The sequence below is a fragment of the Afipia dichlorophenoxyacetatis genome (assembly GCF_055386385.1).
This window is the reverse complement of record NZ_AP029250.1, coordinates 3640003-3660090: the sequence shown is the minus strand read 5'-3', so window position 1 is coordinate 3660090 and position 20088 is coordinate 3640003. Positions and strand designations below refer to the sequence as shown.

Below are 20088 nucleotides of genomic sequence, written 5' to 3'. Positions count from 1 at the left end.
GACCATGGCTCAACGTGTAGTCGATCTCAGCCTCACCATCGAAGACAACATGCCGGCGCATAAGCTGTTTCAGCGGCCCATCATCGCGGTGCATATGAGCCACGAGAGCACGAAGGCCGCGAACCTCGGCGTGCCTGGCGATGCAATGACGTTCCAGACCAACTTCATTGGCATGCTTGACCACGTCGGCACGCACGTCGATGCCTTCCGGCACGTCAATCCCAAAGGAGCGCCGGTCGACGAGATGCCGCTCGAAACTTTCATGGGTAAGGCTGTTTGCTTCGATCTGCAGCATATCCCCGATCTCGGTGACATCACCGTCGCGGATATGGAAGCCGCGGAGAAGAAGACCGGTGTGAAAGTTGACGGCCATATCGTCTTGCTGTGCACCGGATTCCACAAGCGCAACTATCCCGGCTTGGATTCAGTCTGGAAAAACCCGCTGCTGACGGTCGAAGCAACCAAGTGGCTTTATGACCGAAAATCAAAGATGCACGGCGTCGAAGGTCCATCCACCGACAAGCCGACCGACAACATTTTCGCGCAGCATCGCCTGTGCCGCGATCTCGGCATTAGCCATTGGGAATGGCTGGTCAATCTCGAGGAATTGCTCGGGAAGGGCGAATTCCAATTCTTCGGCGTGCCTCTCAAGTTTAAGGGCGGCTCGGGCTCGCCGGTTCGTGCCTTCGCTCTGCTGAACTGACCACAGAGTACAAAACCTTCTATCTCCAGAAACTCATCCGGGCACTCTTAAACAAGGAGTGTCCGGACCTTTCCGCTCTTGAGGCGAGGTGCATCGATGTCCGCTGAATTCGATACCATGAGTGCGATGGAGATGCGCCGCCGGATCGCGGCCAAGGATATATCTCCGGTCGAATTGACGAAGCGGGCTTTGGCGAAGGCCGAAGGCACACAGGCGACGCTAAACGCCTTTTATCATTTGATGCCCGATGAGGCTTTAGCCGCAGCGAAGGTGGCGGAAGATGCTGTGATGAAAGGCGCGCCGCTGGGAGCGATCCATGGCATTCCGTTTTCCGCCAAGGATCTCATAGCGGTCAAAGGCGTCGGTTACGCGTCGGGATCGCGGACGATGAAGTCCAACGTCGCGACGGTCGATGCGCCGGCTGTTGAACGCGCGAAGGCTGCCGGCGGGATTCTGATCGGGAAGACCACAACCAGCGAATTCGGCTGCAAGCCGGTCGGCGATAGCCCGCTGACGGGCATCACGCGCCATCCCTGGAATTTGGACAAGACGCCCGGCGGATCCAGCGCAGGCGCCGCCGCGTCGGTCGCCGCTGGTATTACCCCATTTGCACTTGGCACCGATGGCGGGGGATCGGTTCGGATTCCCTCGGCCTTTACGGGGCTTGCTGGATTGAAGGGGCAATTTGGCCGCGTGCCGGTGTGGCCGACGTCCGCCACGCCAACTCTCGCACATGTCGGACCGCTCGCGCGTTCAGTACAAGACATGGCGCTGCTGTTCTCTGTGATCGCCGGATTTGATCGGCGCGACCCATTTGGTGTCGCGGGGCCGGTGCCCGATGTGCTCGGCGCGGCCAACGCCTCCGTCACCAATCTGCGGATCGCATACAGTCCTACCTTCGGCTATGCGCGCCCCGATCCGGACGTGGTGAAGCTCACGGACAAGGCCGCGCAAACCTTCGAGGCGCTCGGCTGTCGCGTTGAGTTGGTCGAGAAAGTGTTCGAGAGTGACCCCGCCGATCTCTGGACGGCAGAGTTCTATGCCGGTGTCGGCATTCGCTTGCGATCCTTCATGGAGAACCAGCGCGATCTCCTCGATCCGGCCGTTGCAGACGTCCTGCAGCCTGCATTGTCGCAAGACATGCGCGACTACTACACCAAGGTTTTTGCGCGCTACGCGCTTCGCGACACGATGCGAACGTTCTTTGATACATACGACCTGCTCATTTCTCCGGTGATTCCGGTGACGTCTCTCGACGCCGGAAAGAATATCCCCGACATGCTCACTGACCGTAATCTCGTGTCGTGGGTTTATTACACGTATCCGTTCAACCTTACCGGACAGCCGGCGGCCTCGGTTTGTGCTGGCATTGCGCCGGATGGCATGCCCGTGGGATTGCAGATCGTTGGTCGGTCGCACTGCGAGGATGACGTGGTGAGGGCTGCAGCAGCCTTCGAACGAAGTCAGCCCGCTGGCTACAATGTGAAGCCGTTTGCGTTTTGATCCTGCAGCAGGCGCAGCCGCTAGCTCACAAGCGCTGCGCCGGGTCGCTTGGTGGTCTTGATATACGACCTGATCACATCGGCGACCAAGCCGCGAACGGCCTCGCCCGCGCCAGTGAGATTGAAATCGCCGGAGGAGATGACCGAGCAGGTCATTGTGATGGGCGGCTCGATAATCACTGGCTTGGCCAGTGCAGCCGCGATTGGTCCGCTCAGTTCGCCGATGTTCAGGAGGGTGTGGCCGATCCCAGTTCGCACGGCCGATAGTTCGCTTGAAAGATTATCCGCCTCGGCCACGACAGTCGGCGCGAGGTTTGCCTCAGTAAAGGCGCGGTCGATGATCCGGCGCCGCTCGCTATAGGCGCCAGGCAGAACCAGCGGAAGCTTTGCGATCTCGTTGAGGGAGACGGACGATCGGGCTTTTCCGGGCAAGTTCTTACCGATCAGAAAAAATCTTTGAGAGAACAAAAGTGTTCGCGAGAACGTCGGAACAAACTCTTGCTCAAAGACAACCGCGAGATCGAGCTTTTGGGCTTGGAGTCGTGCACTGAGAGATTCGCTGTCGCCGTCCGAACATTTCAGCATGACTTTAGGATGAGCCGGGCCAAGCTGCTCGACAATTGGGCCGATCAGGTGTTCGGCAAGAGAGGCGACGATGCCAAGGCTGACTGTGCCGGCAATCTCGCCGGTGCTTGACTTCAACAGGGCAGGGAGTTCATCCAGGCGACGCAGGATCGACGACGCTCTTTCAAAAAGCACTTCGCCGGCGGAAGTTGGCACTACGCCACGCGGCGTGCGGTGAAGCAGCTTGAGTCCGAGTTTTTCCTCAAGCTCGGCGACCTGTTGGCTGAGAGCTGGCTGTGCGACGTGGATGGTCGCTGCCGCACGGGAGAAGCTACCGGCTTCGACGATCTTCACGAAATAGCGAAGCTGACGATATTGCATAACAATAATGGCCAGGCATGAAATGGCAATGAATAGCGCTATGTCTGCTCCGATTATTGCATGACGCTACGCTTCTGTCTTCTAGACAATATAGCGAAGAACCTATAGCGGCCAGTGATACCTGCATATTCAATCAGTATTGGATTGTGGGGCGACTACAAACCATTGTCCGTCGGGAGAGCCGATCGGATCGACCGGGACAATGGCGCTATCAAGCAAAGGTTCTTCGCTCGGTTGCTTTTGACTTAAAGTCATAAAGATCGCCGTGTTTAATGGGTGCGACGTGTTGTTGTGTGGAGATGTCATGAACAATCTGAAAACTGTCGGCGGGTTTGCCGTGTCGGCGTTTGTCGTATGTCTGTCGCTGACTTCTTCCGCCAAGGCTGCCGACTACGCACCGCTCGACTGCGCGAAGGCGAGTTCCAGCGCAGAGCGGACGATTTGTTCTGATTACGGCCTTGGTCAACGAGAGGCACGCATGGCGACGTTGTTCGAGATCACGACCTCCCTTGTCGCTATGGGACAACGTGGAGACATTCAGGATCAGCAGCGTGCCTTCCTCAAGGAGAGGGATTCTTGCGGGGCAAGCATTCCCTGTCTTCGTAATGCCTATGAGGCCCGCGACAAGCAACTGGAAGCTGTCCTTACGCAGATCAAACAGCGTGGTCCGTTTTGATCACGTATGGAGCTTTCCCGAGGCGACCAGATAAAGGTTTGAACCAGTTATGAATCCGCAGGTTCTTGTTGTTGGGGCAGGTCCCGTCGGATTGACTATGGCGTCCGAACTCGCTCGTTATGGCGTTCGCATTCGAATTATCGACAAGGCTCCACAAAGAACCGACAGGTCGAAGGCGCTCGCTGTTTGGAGCCGTACCCTGGAGATGCTTGATCGGGCGGGATGTGCGGATGACTTTATTGCCGCGGGCAACAAGGTCGATGCGGCGAATATCGTCGCTGCGAACAAGCTGATAGCCCGTGTCAGCCTCGCAGAGGCAAAGAGCCCGTATCCCTACGCACTGATGCTGCCGCAGTCGGATACCGAGCGGCTTCTTGAAGACCACCTCAATCGACTGAATGTGCACATCGAACGTCAAGTGGAACTGACTCAATTTTCCGCCAGCGAGGACGGAGTCGAAACCACACTCCGTTCAGCGTCCGGAGAGGAAGAGCATTTGACCGTGGATTGGCTGATAGGATGCGATGGCGCCCACAGCACGGTGCGTCATGGCCTCGGTATGTCATTTTCTGGCAGTACGCTCGACACCGACTGGATGCTGGCCGATGTCCATTTGAAAGCCTTTCCATTTCCACCGTCGGAACTCGCAACCTATTGGCATGAGAAGGGCGTTCTGGTGGCGTTACCTATCTCGCCGGGACGCTATCGCGTGATCGCCGATATCGGACTTTCGGAAGGTGCGCTTCCGGCAAACCCGACGCTTGCTGAAGTTCAGGATGTTCTCGACCAGCGCGGTCCCGGAGGGCTTGTCGCCCATGATCCGGTCTGGCTGTCGGCCTTCCGGATCAACGAACGCAAGGTGGCGGATTACAGATCCGGTCGCGTGTTTCTCGCAGGTGATGCGGCGCATGTTCACAGTCCGGCCGGCGGGCAGGGCATGAATACCGGCATGCAGGATGCTTTTAATCTTGCCTGGAAGCTGGCGCTGGTCTGCCGCGGGATTGGCGCGGAGGAGCTACTTCTTGATAGCTACAGCGTTGAGCGCAGCGCGGTGGGTGAGATGGTGCTGGCTGACTCCGGCCGGCTGACGGCGCTGGCCACGCTCAGAAACCATGCAGCGCAAGTTGTGAGAAACTTGGTCGGACACGTCTTGCTGGGACTTGCCCCGGTCCGCGAGGCGATGGTCAACAACATGAGCGAGATTGCCATCAGCTATAAACACAGTCCGCTCAATGGGCACGCTGTCCACGGCGTGAAAGGACCGGGGCCGGGAGAGCGGGTCATGCCGATCGCCGGACGGGCGCCATTCGGCTCGGGTGACACGCCGCGGTTCACGTTGCTGGCGGACTCCAACGACGCGGTCAAAGGCTTGGCGCGGAAGTTCGATGACCTGGTCGATCCAACGACCCGGCCGCCGCTCAGCGACGGCGGCATCTGGCTCGTTCGCCCTGACGGCTATGTGGGCTGTGTTACTGCTGCGGATAACCTAGAGGCGATCGCCGGCTATTTGCAGGCGATCGCCTCCACTGTGAAGGTGTCTCGTTAAGCTATTTCGCTTCTGCCGCGGCTTAGATCGATCCGCAATCGCTCGGCACGGCGTTAGCTGCAAAGCGATCCGACATCCACGCGACCGCCGCGTCTGCCGCGTCGCGGCCAGCAAAGCCGTGACTGACATTTGGCATCATCATCATTCGTACGCGGCTGCCTGCACGGCAGAGTCGCTTCATATAGTTTTGCGTGACGGCGGGGCGAACGAGACCGTCAGTGGTGCCTTGAGCGAGGAAGACGGGGATGCCCGGCGGCAATGTGCCGGGCGTGTTCCTGACGAGTAGAGACTTCCATGGTTCGAGCGTCGCCGGGTTGGCCACCGTGAGAAATTCCTGCGCCAGAGGCTTCGACGTCTCCGTGCGCAGGATGATATCGAAGAGAGACTCGATGCATTCCGTTGCGAGCCGGTTGACCGTCGGCATGGCCTGCGGTGCAATGATTTTGTCCATCGGCGCGCCATAGACGCGATCCCACGACCAGACGGTCATCGCGGTCAGGTTCCGGCCGCCTGACGTGTTGAGGTCGTCGGTCATAAGCGTTGCAAGATCGGTCGCGGGCGCTGCGGCGGCAACACCGACGAGACGTAACTCCGGCGCATAGCTTTTCGAGATCAGCCCCGTGAACAAAGCGGCCTGACCGCCTTGCGAATGTCCCCAGACCGCATAGTGGCCGTTATTTCCAACGCCCGGAAGCGTGCGCGCGGCGCGTACGGAATCGATCACCGACCGTGCCTCGCTGTCGCCGACGAGATAAGGATGCGGTCCGGGCGTGCCGAGACCGGGATAGTCGGTTGCGGCAATCACATAACCACGATCGAGCAATTGCCGGCTGCCCGCGATCTGCTGAAAGATGAAGAGGGCAAGCGATGGCGCGCAGCGCGGCACAATGCCGGTCGTCGGATGTGCCCAAGCGACGATGCGCCGTCCGTCCTCGGGCATCGGCCCTACGGGAACGATAATGACGCCCGAGACTGCGATGGGGCGCCCCTCCGGGCTCGTTGAGCGATACAGCACGCGGTATGCGGCAGCTCCATCAGGGGCGCCGAACATCGGCTCCTGCCGTATGATCGTACCCGGTGGACCTGCGATTTCCTGGTCTGTTGCCTGATAGAAAGCCGACTGCGCCTTTGCGTGGTGGCTCGCTGCGGCGAAAAGCGCGAAGCCGGCAAGGAGACCAAGCGCAATCCGGAAAAGCATCAGTTTTGCCCCGAGGGTCATGTTGTGTCCCTTTTCTTCGCGTTCGAGGGAATGCGATTACATGCCGTAGAGAATTCTCAATTCGCCGCTGGCGCGCAGATTGATGCGTATTCCGCCGGGAAGAAGCGAGATTCCGGACAAACCGGCGGACGCCAGGTGTCCCTCGCTTCTGAAGCCGTTGCCGAGCGGACGAGAGAGGCGAGTATTGGCCGATGCCAGTGCAGCCTGCCATTCAGTTTGGAACGTCTGACTCAACTGCTGCTGCAGATCCTGCAGGAAGCTCGGATTGCCGAGCGTGGCCGAGGATGCGTCCTCAGCTGGGGAATTCGCTGCGATGGAAAGGTCGCTGAACTGCAAGGTCTGCGAATTTGCGTCAACCACGGGCGTGGCCGTGACATAGATCCACGTATCACCTTTGGCATCGCTTCCGAATTCCAGATGCAGTCCTGCAACAATTTTTCCGGCAGACGGATAGACCGAGATTTCCTTCACGCCGGGTCCGCCGATTTGCGCGCGTGCCGTCGTGAAGTTCTGAATCTTTTCGCGGATCTGGTCGTAGCTAATGTCGATAGGGACGATAACCGCGAACTGACCGGGATTTTCGACATCTTTCGTCAGCGCGGGCAAAGGTGTCGGTGTTGTCGGAGAAGGCTCCGAGCCAATCGTGGTCGCGGTCGACCCGGCGATTTCGATGGAGCCTTCGAGAGCGTCGCCTCGGGTGCGCATGCCGGAGAACGCGACGCTCGAAGGCGTCATGGTCAGCCAGACGGCCGGTGAATCGATGATCTTCACCGGCGCGAACATCTGACGCCATGCGGCTTCCGCTTTGCCGCGAATGTTCATGGCTGCAACACTGGCTGCAGCGTCGCGCTGAACACGAGAGACCTGATCTCTGATCGGTTCGATGTAACGGGTCAGGTTGATGCGAAAGCCGAGGATCTGCAGGACCGGTGGTTCCTGCCAGCGGAAGCCCTCACTCATGTCCAGGGCGACTGACCAGTCGGGGCGCAATCGCGGGCGCGACGTGGCGTAGACCGTCAAAGCACCTTCGCCGGTCCCGTGCAGCAATCGGGCAAACCGGCCGATGCCTTGCCCCGACACGGTGCCGAACAGCGGCATCGTGGCGATGAGCCGTCCGTTTTCTGCACGCAGCGACACCGGTCCAGTCCGTTCGACGTATCCAGAGTATTCGCAGTCGATATTGACCATCCGCCCAAGGATACGGCGATGCCAGCAACTGCTGCCGCGATCGTTGATGGAAGCGAGCCGCTTTGGAATCTTGCGTTCAAGCGCGCGATCGAGCGATGAGAGGGAAAATTCCACTGCCGCTGAAACGCTGGATGCTGTCGAAGCGGGGACATCCCTATCTGCAATTAGCGGCGGCTTATCTGCCGCGAGGGCAGCGGTTGACACTGACGCGATCGCCGCGACCAGAAGGTATGTGATTGTCTGGTGAGAGCGGAACGAAGTGAAGCTCCCTGCGCGAAGAGAGCGGCACGATATGCGATCACTGGATGTCATGTACGCCTCCTGGCGAGTTTAAATCACTTCGTAAGCGAACAGGGTCGAAATCACCGTAATTCCGACGAGGCTGGCAATGAAAATAATGTCTGCAGCCTGTTCCAGCCGAGTGCTGAGTTTTTCTTTGTTCGACCAGCGAATGGACAGATACGACGTCAGCGCCGAAGCCAGAAACAGGATCGCAGCGATTGCGGCGTACTCATCGACATGGCTTGGGCCTGCGTGATGCTCTGCAACTTTTACGAGGCCGACAAGCGTCACGCTGATGCCGATCATTGTCCCGGAAACAGGCAAAATGTGAGATGCCAGTGCTGCGTTCTGTTTAAAAATGCGGGATCGATCGGACATTGTTTTTCTCGCTCATTTTGTGGCGCATTGAGCTGGTAGGATCACGCCGGCGACGAGCGTCAAGTCGCGGTCCGGCGTTTATTCGAAACGTTAAAGAGCGCCCGCGTCAGGCAGCTCGAACGCGTACCGCGGCGGGATCGAACACGGGTCGAGACATCGAGGCCGCCGCCTCGCGGATCTATCTCTCAGCCGTTGAACGAGGCGGGATATGCGTCGAGATGGCACGAGAAAACAAATACGGTGTCGATATGCGGGTATCGGAGAAAGTTATGGCCGCGGCCGGCTGGCCGAACTGTGTTGCACCCTGACTATCTCCATCGAGATTAGACCGTGGGCGGGCCGATCCATTTCGCTCCGGGCCTTTGGGTTGTCTTGATGTGTTGATCGACAAATTGAACCAAAGTGTCGCGAACGGCTTCACCGGCATGGGTGAGCGGAAAATCGCTCGACGAAATAACCGAGCAAGTCATGTAGACCGGAGGCTCGATAAGCAGCGGATCGGCAAAACCACGCTGACCCATGATGCTCATGTTAAGAATGGTGTGGGCGAGACCGGTGCGCACAGCCGAAAGTTCGCTCGAAAGTGTATCGGTCTCGGCAATCACATTTAGGGTTAAACCTGCTTCGCTAAACACCCGATCGACAACCCGTCGTCGTCCATTGGGAAAACTCGGCAGGACGAGTGGGAGCGGGGCGATCTGCTCCAATGTGACGACACCATCAAAATTTGTGGATGCCTGGCAACTGACGAAAAACAGCCTTTGGCGAAATAGTGGTACGCGCGCAAAGATCGGCACCAGTTCGTCCTCAAAGACGACGGCCATGTCGATATCTTTTGCGATGACCCGCTCTTCGAGCGACTCGCTATCGCCATCTGCAAATTTGATCGCCACTTTCGGATGTCGGGCACGGCAGGCTTCAAGGAAAGGTCCCGACATCGGCACCGATATCGATGTCGCAAAGCCAAGGCTGACCTTGCCCTCGGCGTCGCCGCCGCCGGAGGTCAGAAGGGCGGGGAGCTGCTCTAGCTCCTTCAGGAGCGATGACGCCTCACGGAAAAGCACTTCGCCGGCGGCGGTCGGCCGGACGCCGCGCGGGGTGCGCTGAAGCAGCGCGACTCCCATGCGCTCCTCCAGATCCGCCATCTGCTGGCTCAGTGCCGGCTGGGCGACGTGGATCAGGGCGGCCGCGCGGGAAAAGCTTCCGGCTTCGACGATTTTCACAAAATACCGCAAGTGCCGAAATTGCATTTGGCGACCGGCCCCTAAAAACACTGCCGCTCCAATATCCTGGATGCTAGCGGGCTCGCTCCAAGACTTCAAACTCGGTATGTCGGCATCTCGTCAAGGCAATACTCTCTGGACCAGTGGGTGCTGCTCGGCGTGTCGAGTGCCTGCACCCACTATTCGGTGTGATCCGGGTTACTGGACACGAGCACGCTCCGAACGGTTCGCCTCGCTTCGATCGAAAATTTGACGCGCTGGGTATGGAACCCGGGAACTGCTAGCTGATTGAGCAGATGCGCGGAATCTCAATGGAGTACAGCCATGAGTATAGGGAGAATTGCGATTGTCTGTGCGTTTGCGGGAGCCTTGACCGCCGGCACCGTTGGTTCGGCCGGAGCGGCTCCGCTGCCGACCAATGTTGAAGCGATGAAGTCTGTGTCGGCAGGAAATTTGGTTCAGGTGCAGTGGCGCCGCGGCTGGGGTGGTGGTTGGCGCGGTGGCGGCTGGGGATGGGGCGGCGCGGGCGCCGGGTTGGTTGCCGGTGCCCTGATCGGCGGGGCTATTGCAAGCAGTAGTTATGGCTATGGCCCATATGGTGGCTACGGAGGGGACTCTTACGGCTACTACGGAGGAGGCCCCTACGGTGGTTACTATGGCGGTGGTTCTTATTACGGATACCCCGCCTACGGCTACGCTCCACAGCCGTACTACTATCCGCGTTATGTGTCCTACGGCTACGGACCTTACTATGGTGGGTATCGGTACTACGGCCGCCCCTTCAGGCCTGTCTGGGGTTACCGGTATGGCTATCGCAGGTGGGGCTGGTAACAGCACCACGCGCGCGACCGGTTTCTTCGCTACTGCTCGCCGTCTTTAGGTCGGCGAGCAGCGCACTCTTTGATCTGTCTCACCGCAACGATCAAACTTTGCCCAGGCGATCTGCATACTGCCAGGCTGCCGAAAGAGCGAAGGTCGTGCGCTTGCAGCTCCCAGTTGTTTAACGACCTCGAAACGAAGCGAGCGTATTCTCAACTCGTTTGAAATTTACGTTGCCTCAAGGTCTTTTCTTTTCAACTGCGCCGCCTGCATGTGTTGGCGAGCTTTATTATTTTGCTGCCGCTGCGGCCAATATTGGATCGTGTCGTGCACTACAATCTGATTCAGGAATTGCAGGGTGCGATCAGCAACGAGTCGACGGAGCATCGCATCGTCACGCTCCGCAAGGTCACCGATCTATTCCTCCAGTACGGCAGCCTTCTGACGCCCGAGCAAATCAGCGTTTTCGACAACATCTTGCTCGGCTACATTCAAGATTGCGAGGCCGAGACACTCGCCGAACTGGCCCGAAAGCTCGCAACCTTACCGTTCGCTCCGCCCGCGGTCATACGTCGGCTAGCTCATCATTGCGACGCAGCAGTTGCGACCCCGATCCTGGCCTCTTCGGAAAAACTATCGAACGATCATCTGCTTGAAGTCGCGACCACGCGCGGCCAGGGGCATTTGCTGGCAATTGCAGGCCGGCCTGCACTCGACACTGTGCTCACGGATGCGATGATTGAACTCGGCGACCGTGAGGTGCGCCGTCGGGTGGCCGGCAATCTCGGTGCTTCCTTTACACGTGGAGGCTTTACGCGGCTGGTTACCGCATCCAAGGGAGATCCTCTTCTGGCCGAGAAGGTCGGTCTACGAGTTGATCTGCCGGTGAAGTTGTTGCGCGATCTTCTCGATACCACCACAAGTGCGGTTCACACGCGGCTTGCGAATAGAGCCCCGGTACAATTGCGTGCGGAAATCCAGAAGCACGTGGATGACATCTCGCGGAAAACCAGACGCGAGGCAGAGCGACCGCGTGATCTCCGCTCCGCCGTTGAACTGGTCAAGCAGCTTGAAGAGAGCCGTGGCCTCACGGAAGACAAACTCGTTGAATTCGCTGCGGATCGGCAATACGAGGCAATTATTGCGACGCTCGCGGCGATGACATCATCTCCAGTTGCTCTGATTGAACCATTGATGCGGGTCCATCGCCATGATGGCTTGATAACCGCATGCCGGGCGGCCGACCTGTCGTGGGAAACAACCAAGGCCGTGATCCTCAGTCGTTTGATGTCGGCGTCCGATGTCGACCTCGGTCAGCTTCACTTGAAGTATGAGGAAATGTCGTTTTCTTCGGCAAAGCGCGCTCTTCTGATCTGGCGTGAGCAGGTGTTTCGGCCTCGCAAGGCAGGATAGTCGTGACCTATCGAAGGTGCGCCACAACGATCGTTGTGACGCACCTGTTCACGAGAACAGCACGGCATCCGCTGGATGGATCGACGATCTTTTTGTCCAGCCCTTAGTGGCGGGACGCTATGATGTCATCTTCGACATCTACGAGGGTCCCGGGGAATGATGTCGCGACACCATTGTCCATGACGGCGCGACCGATAGCTAGAACACATTGGCTGCCCCCCGTCGATTGGAGTACGCGATAAGCAAGACACAGAGACTCTCCGCTCTTGAGAGAGTGTTGAATTGCCGCCTGTAGGCGGGGGGCGTCCTCAGGGTGGACGGCTTGCACAAATGTCGCAATTGGTGTGCCGATCGCTGCGATCGAAGGATCAACTTGAAAGAGCCTTGCAACCTCCGGATCAGCGCGGACACGGTCACGCTTGATGTCCCAATTCCAGCTGCCAACGACTTTGGGGGGATGAAAGTTAGGGGCGAACTCCCTTTCAGTGGGTTCTGAATCAGCACGATCGGACTCGTCCTGCGATCGAAATTCGACCGCATCCAACTCAAGATACGCCATCGAGAGGAGGTAGGCCAGGAAGCGCTCCTTTAAGTCCGTTGCTTCACTGATTGCGGTTTCGAGTGCCAGTCTGAGACGGCGATAACGCAGAAATGTCATCATCTTAGGGCGAGGGCCTAGTTGAGCGGTAAGAAGGCGCTGGTTCGAGACATGTCGGGACATCACGAGGACCTGCTTTCGTTTTTACTAACGAGAGCTTCGTGAACATCAAATGCTCAATCAGCTCTCTGACAAGGGGCGAAAGTTACGGAGCGTGAATTGACGGTGAGATTTTTCAACACGATCACATCAGGCGGTTTTCCTTTGCAGTGCAAAATCTGCCGCTGATGTTCGTGCTTGAAGATTTGCGTAGCGATGCACCCGATCGAGAATCTCTTCACTCACTTCGAAGGTCACTGCGATCAGCTGTTCATCTTGATAATTCTGCGGCAAGCCGAGAGGGACGATTGACATGCCTGCCGCTTGCAACAACGGCATGCGAAAGGTGCGGATGACGGATGTGGCACCCGTCGCCCCATGTTCCAGGCAGTACTCTTGAAATCCGGCCAGCAGCTCGGAGTAGGTCGAGGTGCCTCGCCGATGTTTGCTGACGCCGAACCTGGTGAGCTCGTAAAGATCTCTGCGCCGGGGGACTTTGCCCTGCACCAGGAAAGGAAAGACCTCCGAGAGCATGTGTGGCAACTTCGTCGGATACATCCTGCAACAGCCCACGACAGTATCGCTCTCGTCAATGGCAATCACGTAGGCTGCATCGTCAGTGTCAAACTGATCGGTTTCATAAAGGCCGCCGCGGTCGAATTCGCTCCAGCCCCGTTCCTTGACAAAGACGTCATGGCGAAAGCGGAAGAGCTTCTCCAGCAGACCGGAAAATCGGTGACGATTGGTGCGATCTACCAATCTGATCATGTGAAAGGCTCTCCCCGCAATGCGGGGAGAGCCTCGTTATTTGCCGGGAATTACTCGATACCGTGGGCTGGGTATTGACAATTAGATATTGATTTCGCGACGGCGGATTGATTCTGCCACCGCTTGGGCGCGGGTATGGACATTCAGCTTACGCATTGCCGATGCCGCGATCTTGTTCACGGTTTCTACCGAGATATTCAAAATGACGCTCGTATCCCACGCGGTTTTGCCAACGGCAGCCCACGAGATGACTTCTTTCTCACGCGCAGTAAGAATTTTTGGAGCGTCCATGTCATGGCGGATACTTGCAAGACGCTGGAATGCAAAAATAGAGATGAGATCGATCGCAGCGTGAGCTTCGCTTTGAGGGTCGATCTCTGAGCCGGCGATGGAAACAGTTGCCTGATATCCGTTCAATCCCTGGATCGGCACGCAATAACCATTGGTCATTCCGTAATCGTTCGACGAAATCGTCATGATCCCATTTGCCTTTCGATCCTCTTTCGGAATCGAAACACTGGACCAATGGAATGAATGAGTTTGCGAACGTGAAAAGTTTGAAATGGGATCGTGCGGGTGAAAGTCAGAGCTTACATACTGCTCATACCACCCTTTCGGCCACTTTCTGAGGAGCAGCTTGTCGGAGAATTTCTGTTGACTGGCTGTTGGGGCCGCAACAACGCAAAACGATTCGTAGCCGAATCGCGAGAAGGCAGAATGAAGGACCTCCGAAAGCGTCGATAATCCTTCGACGTCTCGGATTCGCTCAATCGCATCCAGTGCGCTGTTGAAGTAGTGGTTTTGATGGGGTCCCATAGCGAAAGCTATTCTAGCATCAGGTTATATCTTCGATATAAATCCTTTGGCGTATAGGTCCACAATGTCGGCTCGCTCGCTCGGTATCCTGTGGGTAGACCGTAGCTTCCACAAGATATTGGTGCGCGATTTCTCAAATATATCCGGGGCCGGTGTCTGGTTGTCGATTCAGTTGGGCCACCCGAAGAATAATATGCTCTGAGTTATGGCCTTTGTGGCCAATCAATCCAGTCGAATTGCCTTAATCGCTTCTGGTTCTGCCGTCTGAGCCAATCTCCGACAAAGCTTGAGACCATCTGGTTTGTTTTGCGATTCGTCGGGAAGCACGAAGCACTGTCCATTTGAGCGACTTGCCATGTAGCCTTCGCCCTGAGCAGCAAAATTATCCTGCGCTGATCTATGTCGGTCTCACGGCTCAATGGGACTGCTCAAGAGAGGGGCAAATTGCGGTATCAGCGTGCCGTTTCACAATTGGTTATCGGTCGCTCGGTCGCGATGCCAACATTCTCGATGGCAGGGCCGAGTTTGCAAAGCCGACACTGGCATCCGAGAAAAGAGCTCGAGGCCCTCGATCGCAGCAGCGCATCTCACTTGACCGGACTGACGCGGAGCTGTTCGGTTGTTCGTCGCAAGAGCTCGTGAAGCCATTTTTGTGAGATGTCGCTTTCATTGCGTTCATGCCACAGCAGGCGGACTTCAAGGCGCGTCGTCGTGTAAGGAAGTTCATGGATTGCGATTGGGTAAGTCTTGGCAAATGTCTCCGCCAGCGGACGCGGGACAATCGCTGCTAAGCCGGCTCCCTCAAGAAAAGCTGGAAGAGCGAGGAAATGGGGGAGGGAGACTGCTATTCGCGGCAACGTCTCGGAGTCGGCTAGTGCGCGTTCGAAGGCCATTCGATCGTACATTTCTGATCTCCTTGCGAGACCGCGTTCGGAGATAAATCCGTCGATCGCGCCTTCCTGCTCACCGCCGAAGGAAACGACAATGATGGGGAGCTGCGCAAGCACGGAGGTCGTTATCGGGCCTAGCTTCTGCGATGAATTCGTGATGAGGACATCGTCGTACTCAAACAGAAAGCTCGAATTAAATCGGGACGGAACGATCGAGAATGTTCCGATCGCTGCGTCAATGCGTCCGAGATCAATCTGTTCGGCAAGGTCGATGCGGGTGACGGGCTTGATCGTGATGTCGACCTGAGGTGCATCAGAGCGCAGCAGGGCGAGCAACCTCGCTCCAATCACCATCGTGGTGAAATCATTCGCCGCGATCGTGAATTTTTTGTCGGACGTCGCGGGCGAGAATTTGGGTGGCTCGATAGCCGCCTCGAGAGATTTGAGAGCATCCCTCACTAACGGCGCCATTGCCTGAGCGCGTGCCGTGGGCTGCATGCCCGTTGCGGTCCGCACAAACAGCTCGTCGTCCAGCATTTCGCGCAACCGGGCGAGCGAGTGGCTGACGGCAGATTGACTGAGGCAGACCTTTTGGCTTGCCCGAAGCACGCTGCGCTCCTCCATGACGGCGTCGAACACCCGGAGAAGGTTGAGGTCGAGCGTGCTGAACGTGGCCATGCCTGCATCCGTTTCTCGTTAATAGGACCAAGTCGCGGACATTGGTGACATGCCCGACGATCGGCGAACACATGTTTGGCAACATCCGCGCCAAGATAAGTAGCCTACAAAACAAGCCAACTTCAGGAAAGACACGTTTGGGCTTGGGATGGTCCGCTATATCCAACCGAACGAATGTTTCCGCTGCTCGGGCTGACCACCAAAATGCACGGTGTACATTTTAATGCTGAAGGAGTTTCAGGAACGGCCAAAGCTCATAAAGCACTAGCGTTGCCTTGGCCTTAGCGCGCCTGAACATGGCGCAATAGGACTCTGAAAGAGTTTCACTTCCGCATCGCGATTCTCCGATGAAAGAGTTGTCACCGGAAAAGAGGCGTGAACATCGCCCGTTCGTTATCGGAGGACTGCAATGTTTATATCAATACGTGATCGATCGTCATTAACGCGATCTGCGTGCGCTGCATTTTTTCTCGTTATGTTTTTCCGATCGGACCAAGCGAGTGCGGATACTACTCCGCCACTCAGGATCGGCGTGCTGTCGGACATGTCGTCGCTCTATACCGACAATGGTGGCCACGGATCGGTGGTCGCTGCGCAGATGGCCGTGGACGACTTTGGGGGGACGGTCCTCAATCGGAAAGTCGAAATCATCTCCGCGGATAATCAGAATAAGCCTGACGTCGGCAGCGGAATTGCGCGCAGATGGATCGACAATGAGAATGTCGAAGCGATCGTAGACGTTCCCAACTCGGCCGTCGCGCTCGCTGTGCAGGGGCTCACCCGCGATAGAAAGAAGATATTTCTTGCGACTGGGTCGGCAACGTCGCGCCTGACTGGTGATGAGTGTTCTCAGACCGGTATCCATTGGACTTACGACACCTATGCGCTCTCGCAGGGCACGACGAAAGCCGTTTCAAAAATGGGTGCAAAGAAATGGTTCTTCTTGTCTGCCGATTATTCTCTTGGTGCCCAACTCGAGGCGGACAGCCGGAAAGTCATCAGTTCCCTCGGTGGAGAGGCCGTTGGGTCAGTCAAGCACCCGCTAAACACGCCCGACTTTTCGTCGTTTCTTTTACAGGCACAATCCTCCAAGGCTGATGTCATCGCGCTCGCCGATGCTGGTGGCGATTTCATCAACGCCGTCAAACAGGCTGGCGAATTCGGGATCACAAAGTCCCAGAAGCTGGTCGGGCTTATCGTGTTTATCGCCGACATTCATAGCTTAGGGCTGGAAAGCGCTCAGGGCCTGATCTTGAGCTCTGCTTTCTACTGGGATTTGAACGACGACACCCGTGCGTGGGCAAAGCGCTTTATTGAGAAGACAAACAAGGTCCCGACCATGATCCATGCCGGGACCTATGGCGCGGTCATGCACTATCTCAAAGCGATCAGCGCAGCAAGCACGGTGGACGGGCCGACAGTTGCCGCGACGATGCGCGCGATGCCGGTCAATGACTTTATGACGAAGGACGGCGTCATTCGTGAGGACGGCCGTCTCGTTCGCGACATGTATCTGTTCAAGGTGAAGAAGCCGTCAGAGTCGAAATATCGGTTCGATTATTACGAGCTGTTGGCCACGATCCCCGGAAAAGAAGCATTCAGACCACAGGAGGAGGGCGGATGTCCTCTACTCAGCAAAAAGTAACGCACTTGGCGCCATTGCATGGTGACGCGGGGAAATTCACCAGCGATCTGGTAGATCAGGTCATCAAGTCTCGCTTCGCCTGCCGGTCATTCAGTGACTGCGCCGTACCACAGCGCCTTGTCGAAGATGTGCTCGAGGTTGCGAGGTTCGCGCCGAGCGGGGCGAACATCCAGCCGTGGCGGGTTTACGTTGTCGCCGGCAGCAAAAAGGACGAACTCTCCGCCGTTTTGCTCAAGGCGCATGAGGAGGCGAAAGACCAGCATATATCCGGCTATCAGTATTATGCGTCGCCACTTCCCGAACCTTATGTGTCGCGTCGCGATCAGTTCGGCCGGATATTTTATGGAGCGCTCGGGATCCAGCAGTGGGATCTGGTTGCGCGAGGGCGGCAGACAGCGAAGAACTACAGCTTTTTCGGAGCGGCCGTCGGCCTGATCATCACCATCGACAGCCGGCTGCAGATGGGTAGCTGGCTCGATCTCGGAATGTTTCTGCAGAACATCATGATCGCAGCTCGCGCGCGCGGGCTCCAAACCTGTCCGCAGGAAACCTTCGCAAAGTATCACAAGCTTCTGCGGCAACTTCTTCCGATCACGTCTGACGAGACCGTCGTGTGCGGCATATCGATGGGATACGGCGAAGACAACGTCGTCAGCACGGGAAGTCTCATGCCCAAGGCGGAAGTTGCCGACTTTGCGCATTTTGCAGGCTTCGCGGACTCAACTCGCGATCAATAATCACCTCAGGAGGCAAGCATGAACCACCGCGATGAACTCATCAAGAAGAGCATACCATTTCTGCAGGAGGTCAAGGATATGACTCCGAGCGCGGACATGGAGAAGTGGCTCAATCAGAAGTACGGCGAGCACAGCGAACTGTACCAGGAACTGGCTCGTCTTATAAAACTGGGCGTGGAGGAGGGATGGGCGGCAAATCAGGAAGTTGACGGTCCGAGCTATCGTCGCAGCAGGATACTGGAGCCGTCACCGGAGACGTTCCACTTTAGTATCACGGCCGTTTACATGGACAGTAAAGATCCAAAAGCATTCAAGGACGAAGATGACGATGACGTGCTGCGCGGGCAGTACCACGGGCATCCGTATGGCGAATTGAATATGGTCATTCCGTTGGACGAGGGTGCGGAGTTGAAGGGACTGCAAGGATGGCAGGGTCCCGGATGGACCGCACCCGATCCAGGAAGTCGTCACTATCCGGAAGTCAAAGGCGGAGCTTTGATTGCGCTGTTTTATCTGCCGGCCGGCCGCATCTCGTACGATTTCAAGGCGCCAGCTTAAGCGCGCCCAACAGGAAACATGACCGCACGATGAACTTTGCTCGCCTTCGGAGGCTTCGCTCCGAAGGCGAAAATGCATGAGAAATTTGCGCAAGATAGGGGTGGATCGAACGCTCCGAACTGTGTAGACGAGCTCTCCTTTCGGGAGCCACGATGTCAGCCTGCGGACTTGATTTTGGAACGTCGAATACGACGCTTGGTACTGTTGTGGACGATGTTCCGGTCTTGGCAGAGCTGGAGACAGGCCACGTCACCGTTCCGAGCGCTATCTTTTATGAGCCGAACCGCGCGACGCTGATCGGGCGCAAGGCCATCGAAGCCTATGTCGATGGCGCGCCTGGTCGCTTGATGCGAAGCCTGAAATCGGTGCTGGGAACGGCGCTGATTGACGAGACCACGCGTGTTGGTCGCGAACGGGCGAGCTTCCGCGACGTGATCGCGTATTACCTCGGCGTAGTCAAACGACGCGCCGAGCAGGAAATTGGTCGTGAGTTGAAACATGTCGTTCATGGCCGGCCTGTGCATTTCGTTGACAATGCGCCGGACGCGGACCGCCAGGCGGAAGAGACGCTGCGCGATATCGCCCGCCAGATCGGCTTCGAAGATGTCACGTTTCAGTTTGAACCTATTGCCGCGGCATTGGATTACGAACGCCAGATATCAGACGAAAAAATCGCGCTGATCGCGGATATCGGCGGCGGTACGTCGGACTTTTCGATTGTGCGTCTCAGCCCAGACCGTCACCGCAAGGCGGATCGCATGTCCGATATTCTCGCCAACGATGGCGTTCGAATCGGCGGCACGGACTTCGACCGTCAGCTGAGCCTCGGCGTCGTCATGCCATTGTTCGGTCATCGCAGCCAGATGAAGCGGGCCAGATTGGAGGTACCCTCGGGCTATTTCCACGATCTGGCAACCTGGTCGCGGATCAACAGCATGTATGACCAAAAGATCATCACTCAGATCCGGCAAGTGCGTTATGAGGCGGCAGAACCCGAGCTGTTCGATCGTCTTCTTCGCGTGCTTGACGAGCAGCGGGGCCATACGTTGGCGATTGAGGTCGAAGGCGCAAAGATTGCCTTATCTGATCAGCGAGAAATCGCCATTGCATTTGATTGGATCAAACCGGGCTTGAATGCCGACGTGTCTCGGGCCGATCTCGTCCGTCACACCAAGCAACTGGCGGAGCGGATTGCTGCGCGTATCAAGATCTGTCTCGAGCAGGCTCAGCTTGCCGCCGATGACATTGAAGCTGTGTTCTTGACGGGCGGCTCGGTACAGCTCGCACACGTGCGTAATGCGATCATGAAGACAATGCCCGCAGCCCAGATCGTCGAGGGCGACACGTTTGGGGCTGTGGGAAAAGGACTTACGATCGAAGCTGCGCGGCGGTATGGCTGATCACG

General features: G+C 57.2%; 19 protein-coding genes. 10 read left to right on the top strand and 9 right to left on the bottom strand.

Features of this window, described 5'->3' with window-relative positions; translation table 11 throughout:
* Window positions 1–4: 4 nt before the first annotated feature.
* Both ACZ5C3_RS17140 and ACZ5C3_RS17135 read left to right on the top strand, forming a co-directional pair.
* On the top strand, window positions 5–703 hold the full coding sequence (locus ACZ5C3_RS17140; RefSeq protein WP_464031541.1) for a cyclase family protein: 699 nt from the start codon (window positions 5–7) through the stop codon (window positions 701–703).
* Between the two features lie 96 nt (window positions 704–799).
* The gene (locus ACZ5C3_RS17135; protein ID WP_464031539.1) at window positions 800–2206 is read left to right on the top strand and encodes an amidase family protein; all 1407 of its coding nucleotides are present in this window, start codon (window positions 800–802) and stop codon (window positions 2204–2206) included.
* Window positions 2207–2226: 20 nt separating this feature from the next.
* Here the strand turns inward: ACZ5C3_RS17135 and ACZ5C3_RS17130 are convergent, their stop codons facing one another.
* Window positions 2227–3150, bottom strand: a complete 924-nt coding sequence (locus ACZ5C3_RS17130; RefSeq protein ID WP_464031537.1) for a LysR family transcriptional regulator — start codon at window positions 3148–3150, stop codon at window positions 2227–2229.
* A 304-nt stretch (window positions 3151–3454) separates the two neighbouring features.
* Here ACZ5C3_RS17130 and ACZ5C3_RS17125 point away from each other — a divergent pair, with 304 nt between their 5' ends.
* Both ACZ5C3_RS17125 and ACZ5C3_RS17120 read left to right on the top strand, forming a co-directional pair.
* Window positions 3455–3826, top strand: coding sequence for a lysozyme inhibitor LprI family protein (locus ACZ5C3_RS17125; RefSeq protein ID WP_464031535.1), 372 nt, complete (start codon window positions 3455–3457; stop codon window positions 3824–3826).
* A gap of 49 nt (window positions 3827–3875) precedes the next feature.
* On the top strand, window positions 3876–5372 hold the full coding sequence (locus tag ACZ5C3_RS17120; protein WP_464031533.1) for an FAD-dependent monooxygenase: 1497 nt from the start codon (window positions 3876–3878) through the stop codon (window positions 5370–5372).
* A gap of 22 nt (window positions 5373–5394) precedes the next feature.
* On the opposite strand, the gene ACZ5C3_RS17115 is transcribed toward ACZ5C3_RS17120, so the two are convergent.
* The 4 genes from ACZ5C3_RS17115 to ACZ5C3_RS17100 form a co-directional block, all read right to left on the bottom strand.
* Window positions 5395–6591 carry an alpha/beta fold hydrolase gene (locus ACZ5C3_RS17115; protein ID WP_464044183.1) on the bottom strand — a complete coding sequence of 399 codons (1197 nt, stop codon included), beginning with the start codon at window positions 6589–6591 and terminating at the stop codon, window positions 5395–5397.
* A gap of 36 nt (window positions 6592–6627) precedes the next feature.
* Window positions 6628–8091, bottom strand: coding sequence for a DUF4403 family protein (locus ACZ5C3_RS17110; protein WP_464031529.1), 1464 nt, complete (start codon window positions 8089–8091; stop codon window positions 6628–6630).
* 18 nt (window positions 8092–8109) lie between these two features.
* Window positions 8110–8439: a hypothetical protein gene (locus ACZ5C3_RS17105; RefSeq protein WP_464031527.1), complete on the bottom strand. Its 330-nt coding sequence runs from the start codon at window positions 8437–8439 to the stop codon at window positions 8110–8112.
* Window positions 8440–8762: 323 nt separating this feature from the next.
* Window positions 8763–9689 carry a LysR substrate-binding domain-containing protein gene (locus tag ACZ5C3_RS17100; RefSeq protein WP_464031525.1) on the bottom strand — a complete coding sequence of 309 codons (927 nt, stop codon included), beginning with the start codon at window positions 9687–9689 and terminating at the stop codon, window positions 8763–8765.
* A 297-nt stretch (window positions 9690–9986) separates the two neighbouring features.
* On the opposite strand from ACZ5C3_RS17100, the gene ACZ5C3_RS17095 reads away from it, so the two are divergent.
* The gene (locus ACZ5C3_RS17095) at window positions 9987–10493 is read left to right on the top strand and encodes a hypothetical protein (RefSeq protein WP_464031523.1); all 507 of its coding nucleotides are present in this window, start codon (window positions 9987–9989) and stop codon (window positions 10491–10493) included.
* A 315-nt stretch (window positions 10494–10808) separates the two neighbouring features.
* Window positions 10809–11894, top strand: coding sequence for a DUF2336 domain-containing protein (locus ACZ5C3_RS17090; RefSeq protein WP_464031521.1), 1086 nt, complete (start codon window positions 10809–10811; stop codon window positions 11892–11894).
* A gap of 103 nt (window positions 11895–11997) precedes the next feature.
* Here ACZ5C3_RS17090 and ACZ5C3_RS17085 read toward each other — a convergent pair whose 3' ends face one another.
* The 4 genes from ACZ5C3_RS17085 to ACZ5C3_RS17070 all read right to left on the bottom strand — a co-directional run bounded on the left by ACZ5C3_RS17085 (window position 11998) and on the right by ACZ5C3_RS17070 (window position 15743).
* Window positions 11998–12555, bottom strand: coding sequence for a PAS domain-containing protein (locus ACZ5C3_RS17085; protein ID WP_464044182.1), 558 nt, complete (start codon window positions 12553–12555; stop codon window positions 11998–12000).
* Window positions 12556–12741: 186 nt separating this feature from the next.
* A complete protein-coding gene (locus ACZ5C3_RS17080) occupies window positions 12742–13359 on the bottom strand; it encodes an acyl-homoserine-lactone synthase (RefSeq protein ID WP_464031517.1) in 618 nt (205 codons plus the stop codon).
* Between the two features lie 81 nt (window positions 13360–13440).
* Complete coding sequence (locus ACZ5C3_RS17075) at window positions 13441–14175, bottom strand: LuxR family transcriptional regulator (protein ID WP_464031515.1); 735 nt, start codon at window positions 14173–14175, stop codon at window positions 13441–13443.
* 587 nt (window positions 14176–14762) lie between these two features.
* Window positions 14763–15743: a LysR family transcriptional regulator gene (locus ACZ5C3_RS17070; RefSeq protein ID WP_464031513.1), complete on the bottom strand. Its 981-nt coding sequence runs from the start codon at window positions 15741–15743 to the stop codon at window positions 14763–14765.
* A 475-nt stretch (window positions 15744–16218) separates the two neighbouring features.
* On the opposite strand from ACZ5C3_RS17070, the gene ACZ5C3_RS17065 reads away from it, so the two are divergent.
* The 4 genes from ACZ5C3_RS17065 (at window position 16219) to ACZ5C3_RS17050 (ending at window position 20083) form a co-directional block, all read left to right on the top strand.
* Window positions 16219–17388, top strand: coding sequence for an ABC transporter substrate-binding protein (locus ACZ5C3_RS17065; protein WP_464031511.1), 1170 nt, complete (start codon window positions 16219–16221; stop codon window positions 17386–17388).
* Window positions 17364–18125: a nitroreductase gene (locus ACZ5C3_RS17060; RefSeq protein ID WP_464031509.1), complete on the top strand. Its 762-nt coding sequence runs from the start codon at window positions 17364–17366 to the stop codon at window positions 18123–18125. Before ACZ5C3_RS17065 ends, ACZ5C3_RS17060 begins: the two co-directional genes overlap by 25 nt.
* 18 nt (window positions 18126–18143) lie before the next feature.
* Window positions 18144–18683 (top strand): 4-hydroxylaminobenzoate lyase, encoded by a 540-nt coding sequence (locus tag ACZ5C3_RS17055; RefSeq protein WP_464031507.1) that lies wholly within the window; start codon window positions 18144–18146, stop codon window positions 18681–18683.
* Between the two features lie 152 nt (window positions 18684–18835).
* Window positions 18836–20083 carry an Hsp70 family protein gene (locus tag ACZ5C3_RS17050; protein ID WP_464044181.1) on the top strand — a complete coding sequence of 416 codons (1248 nt, stop codon included), beginning with the start codon at window positions 18836–18838 and terminating at the stop codon, window positions 20081–20083.
* Window positions 20084–20088 lie beyond the last annotated feature (5 nt).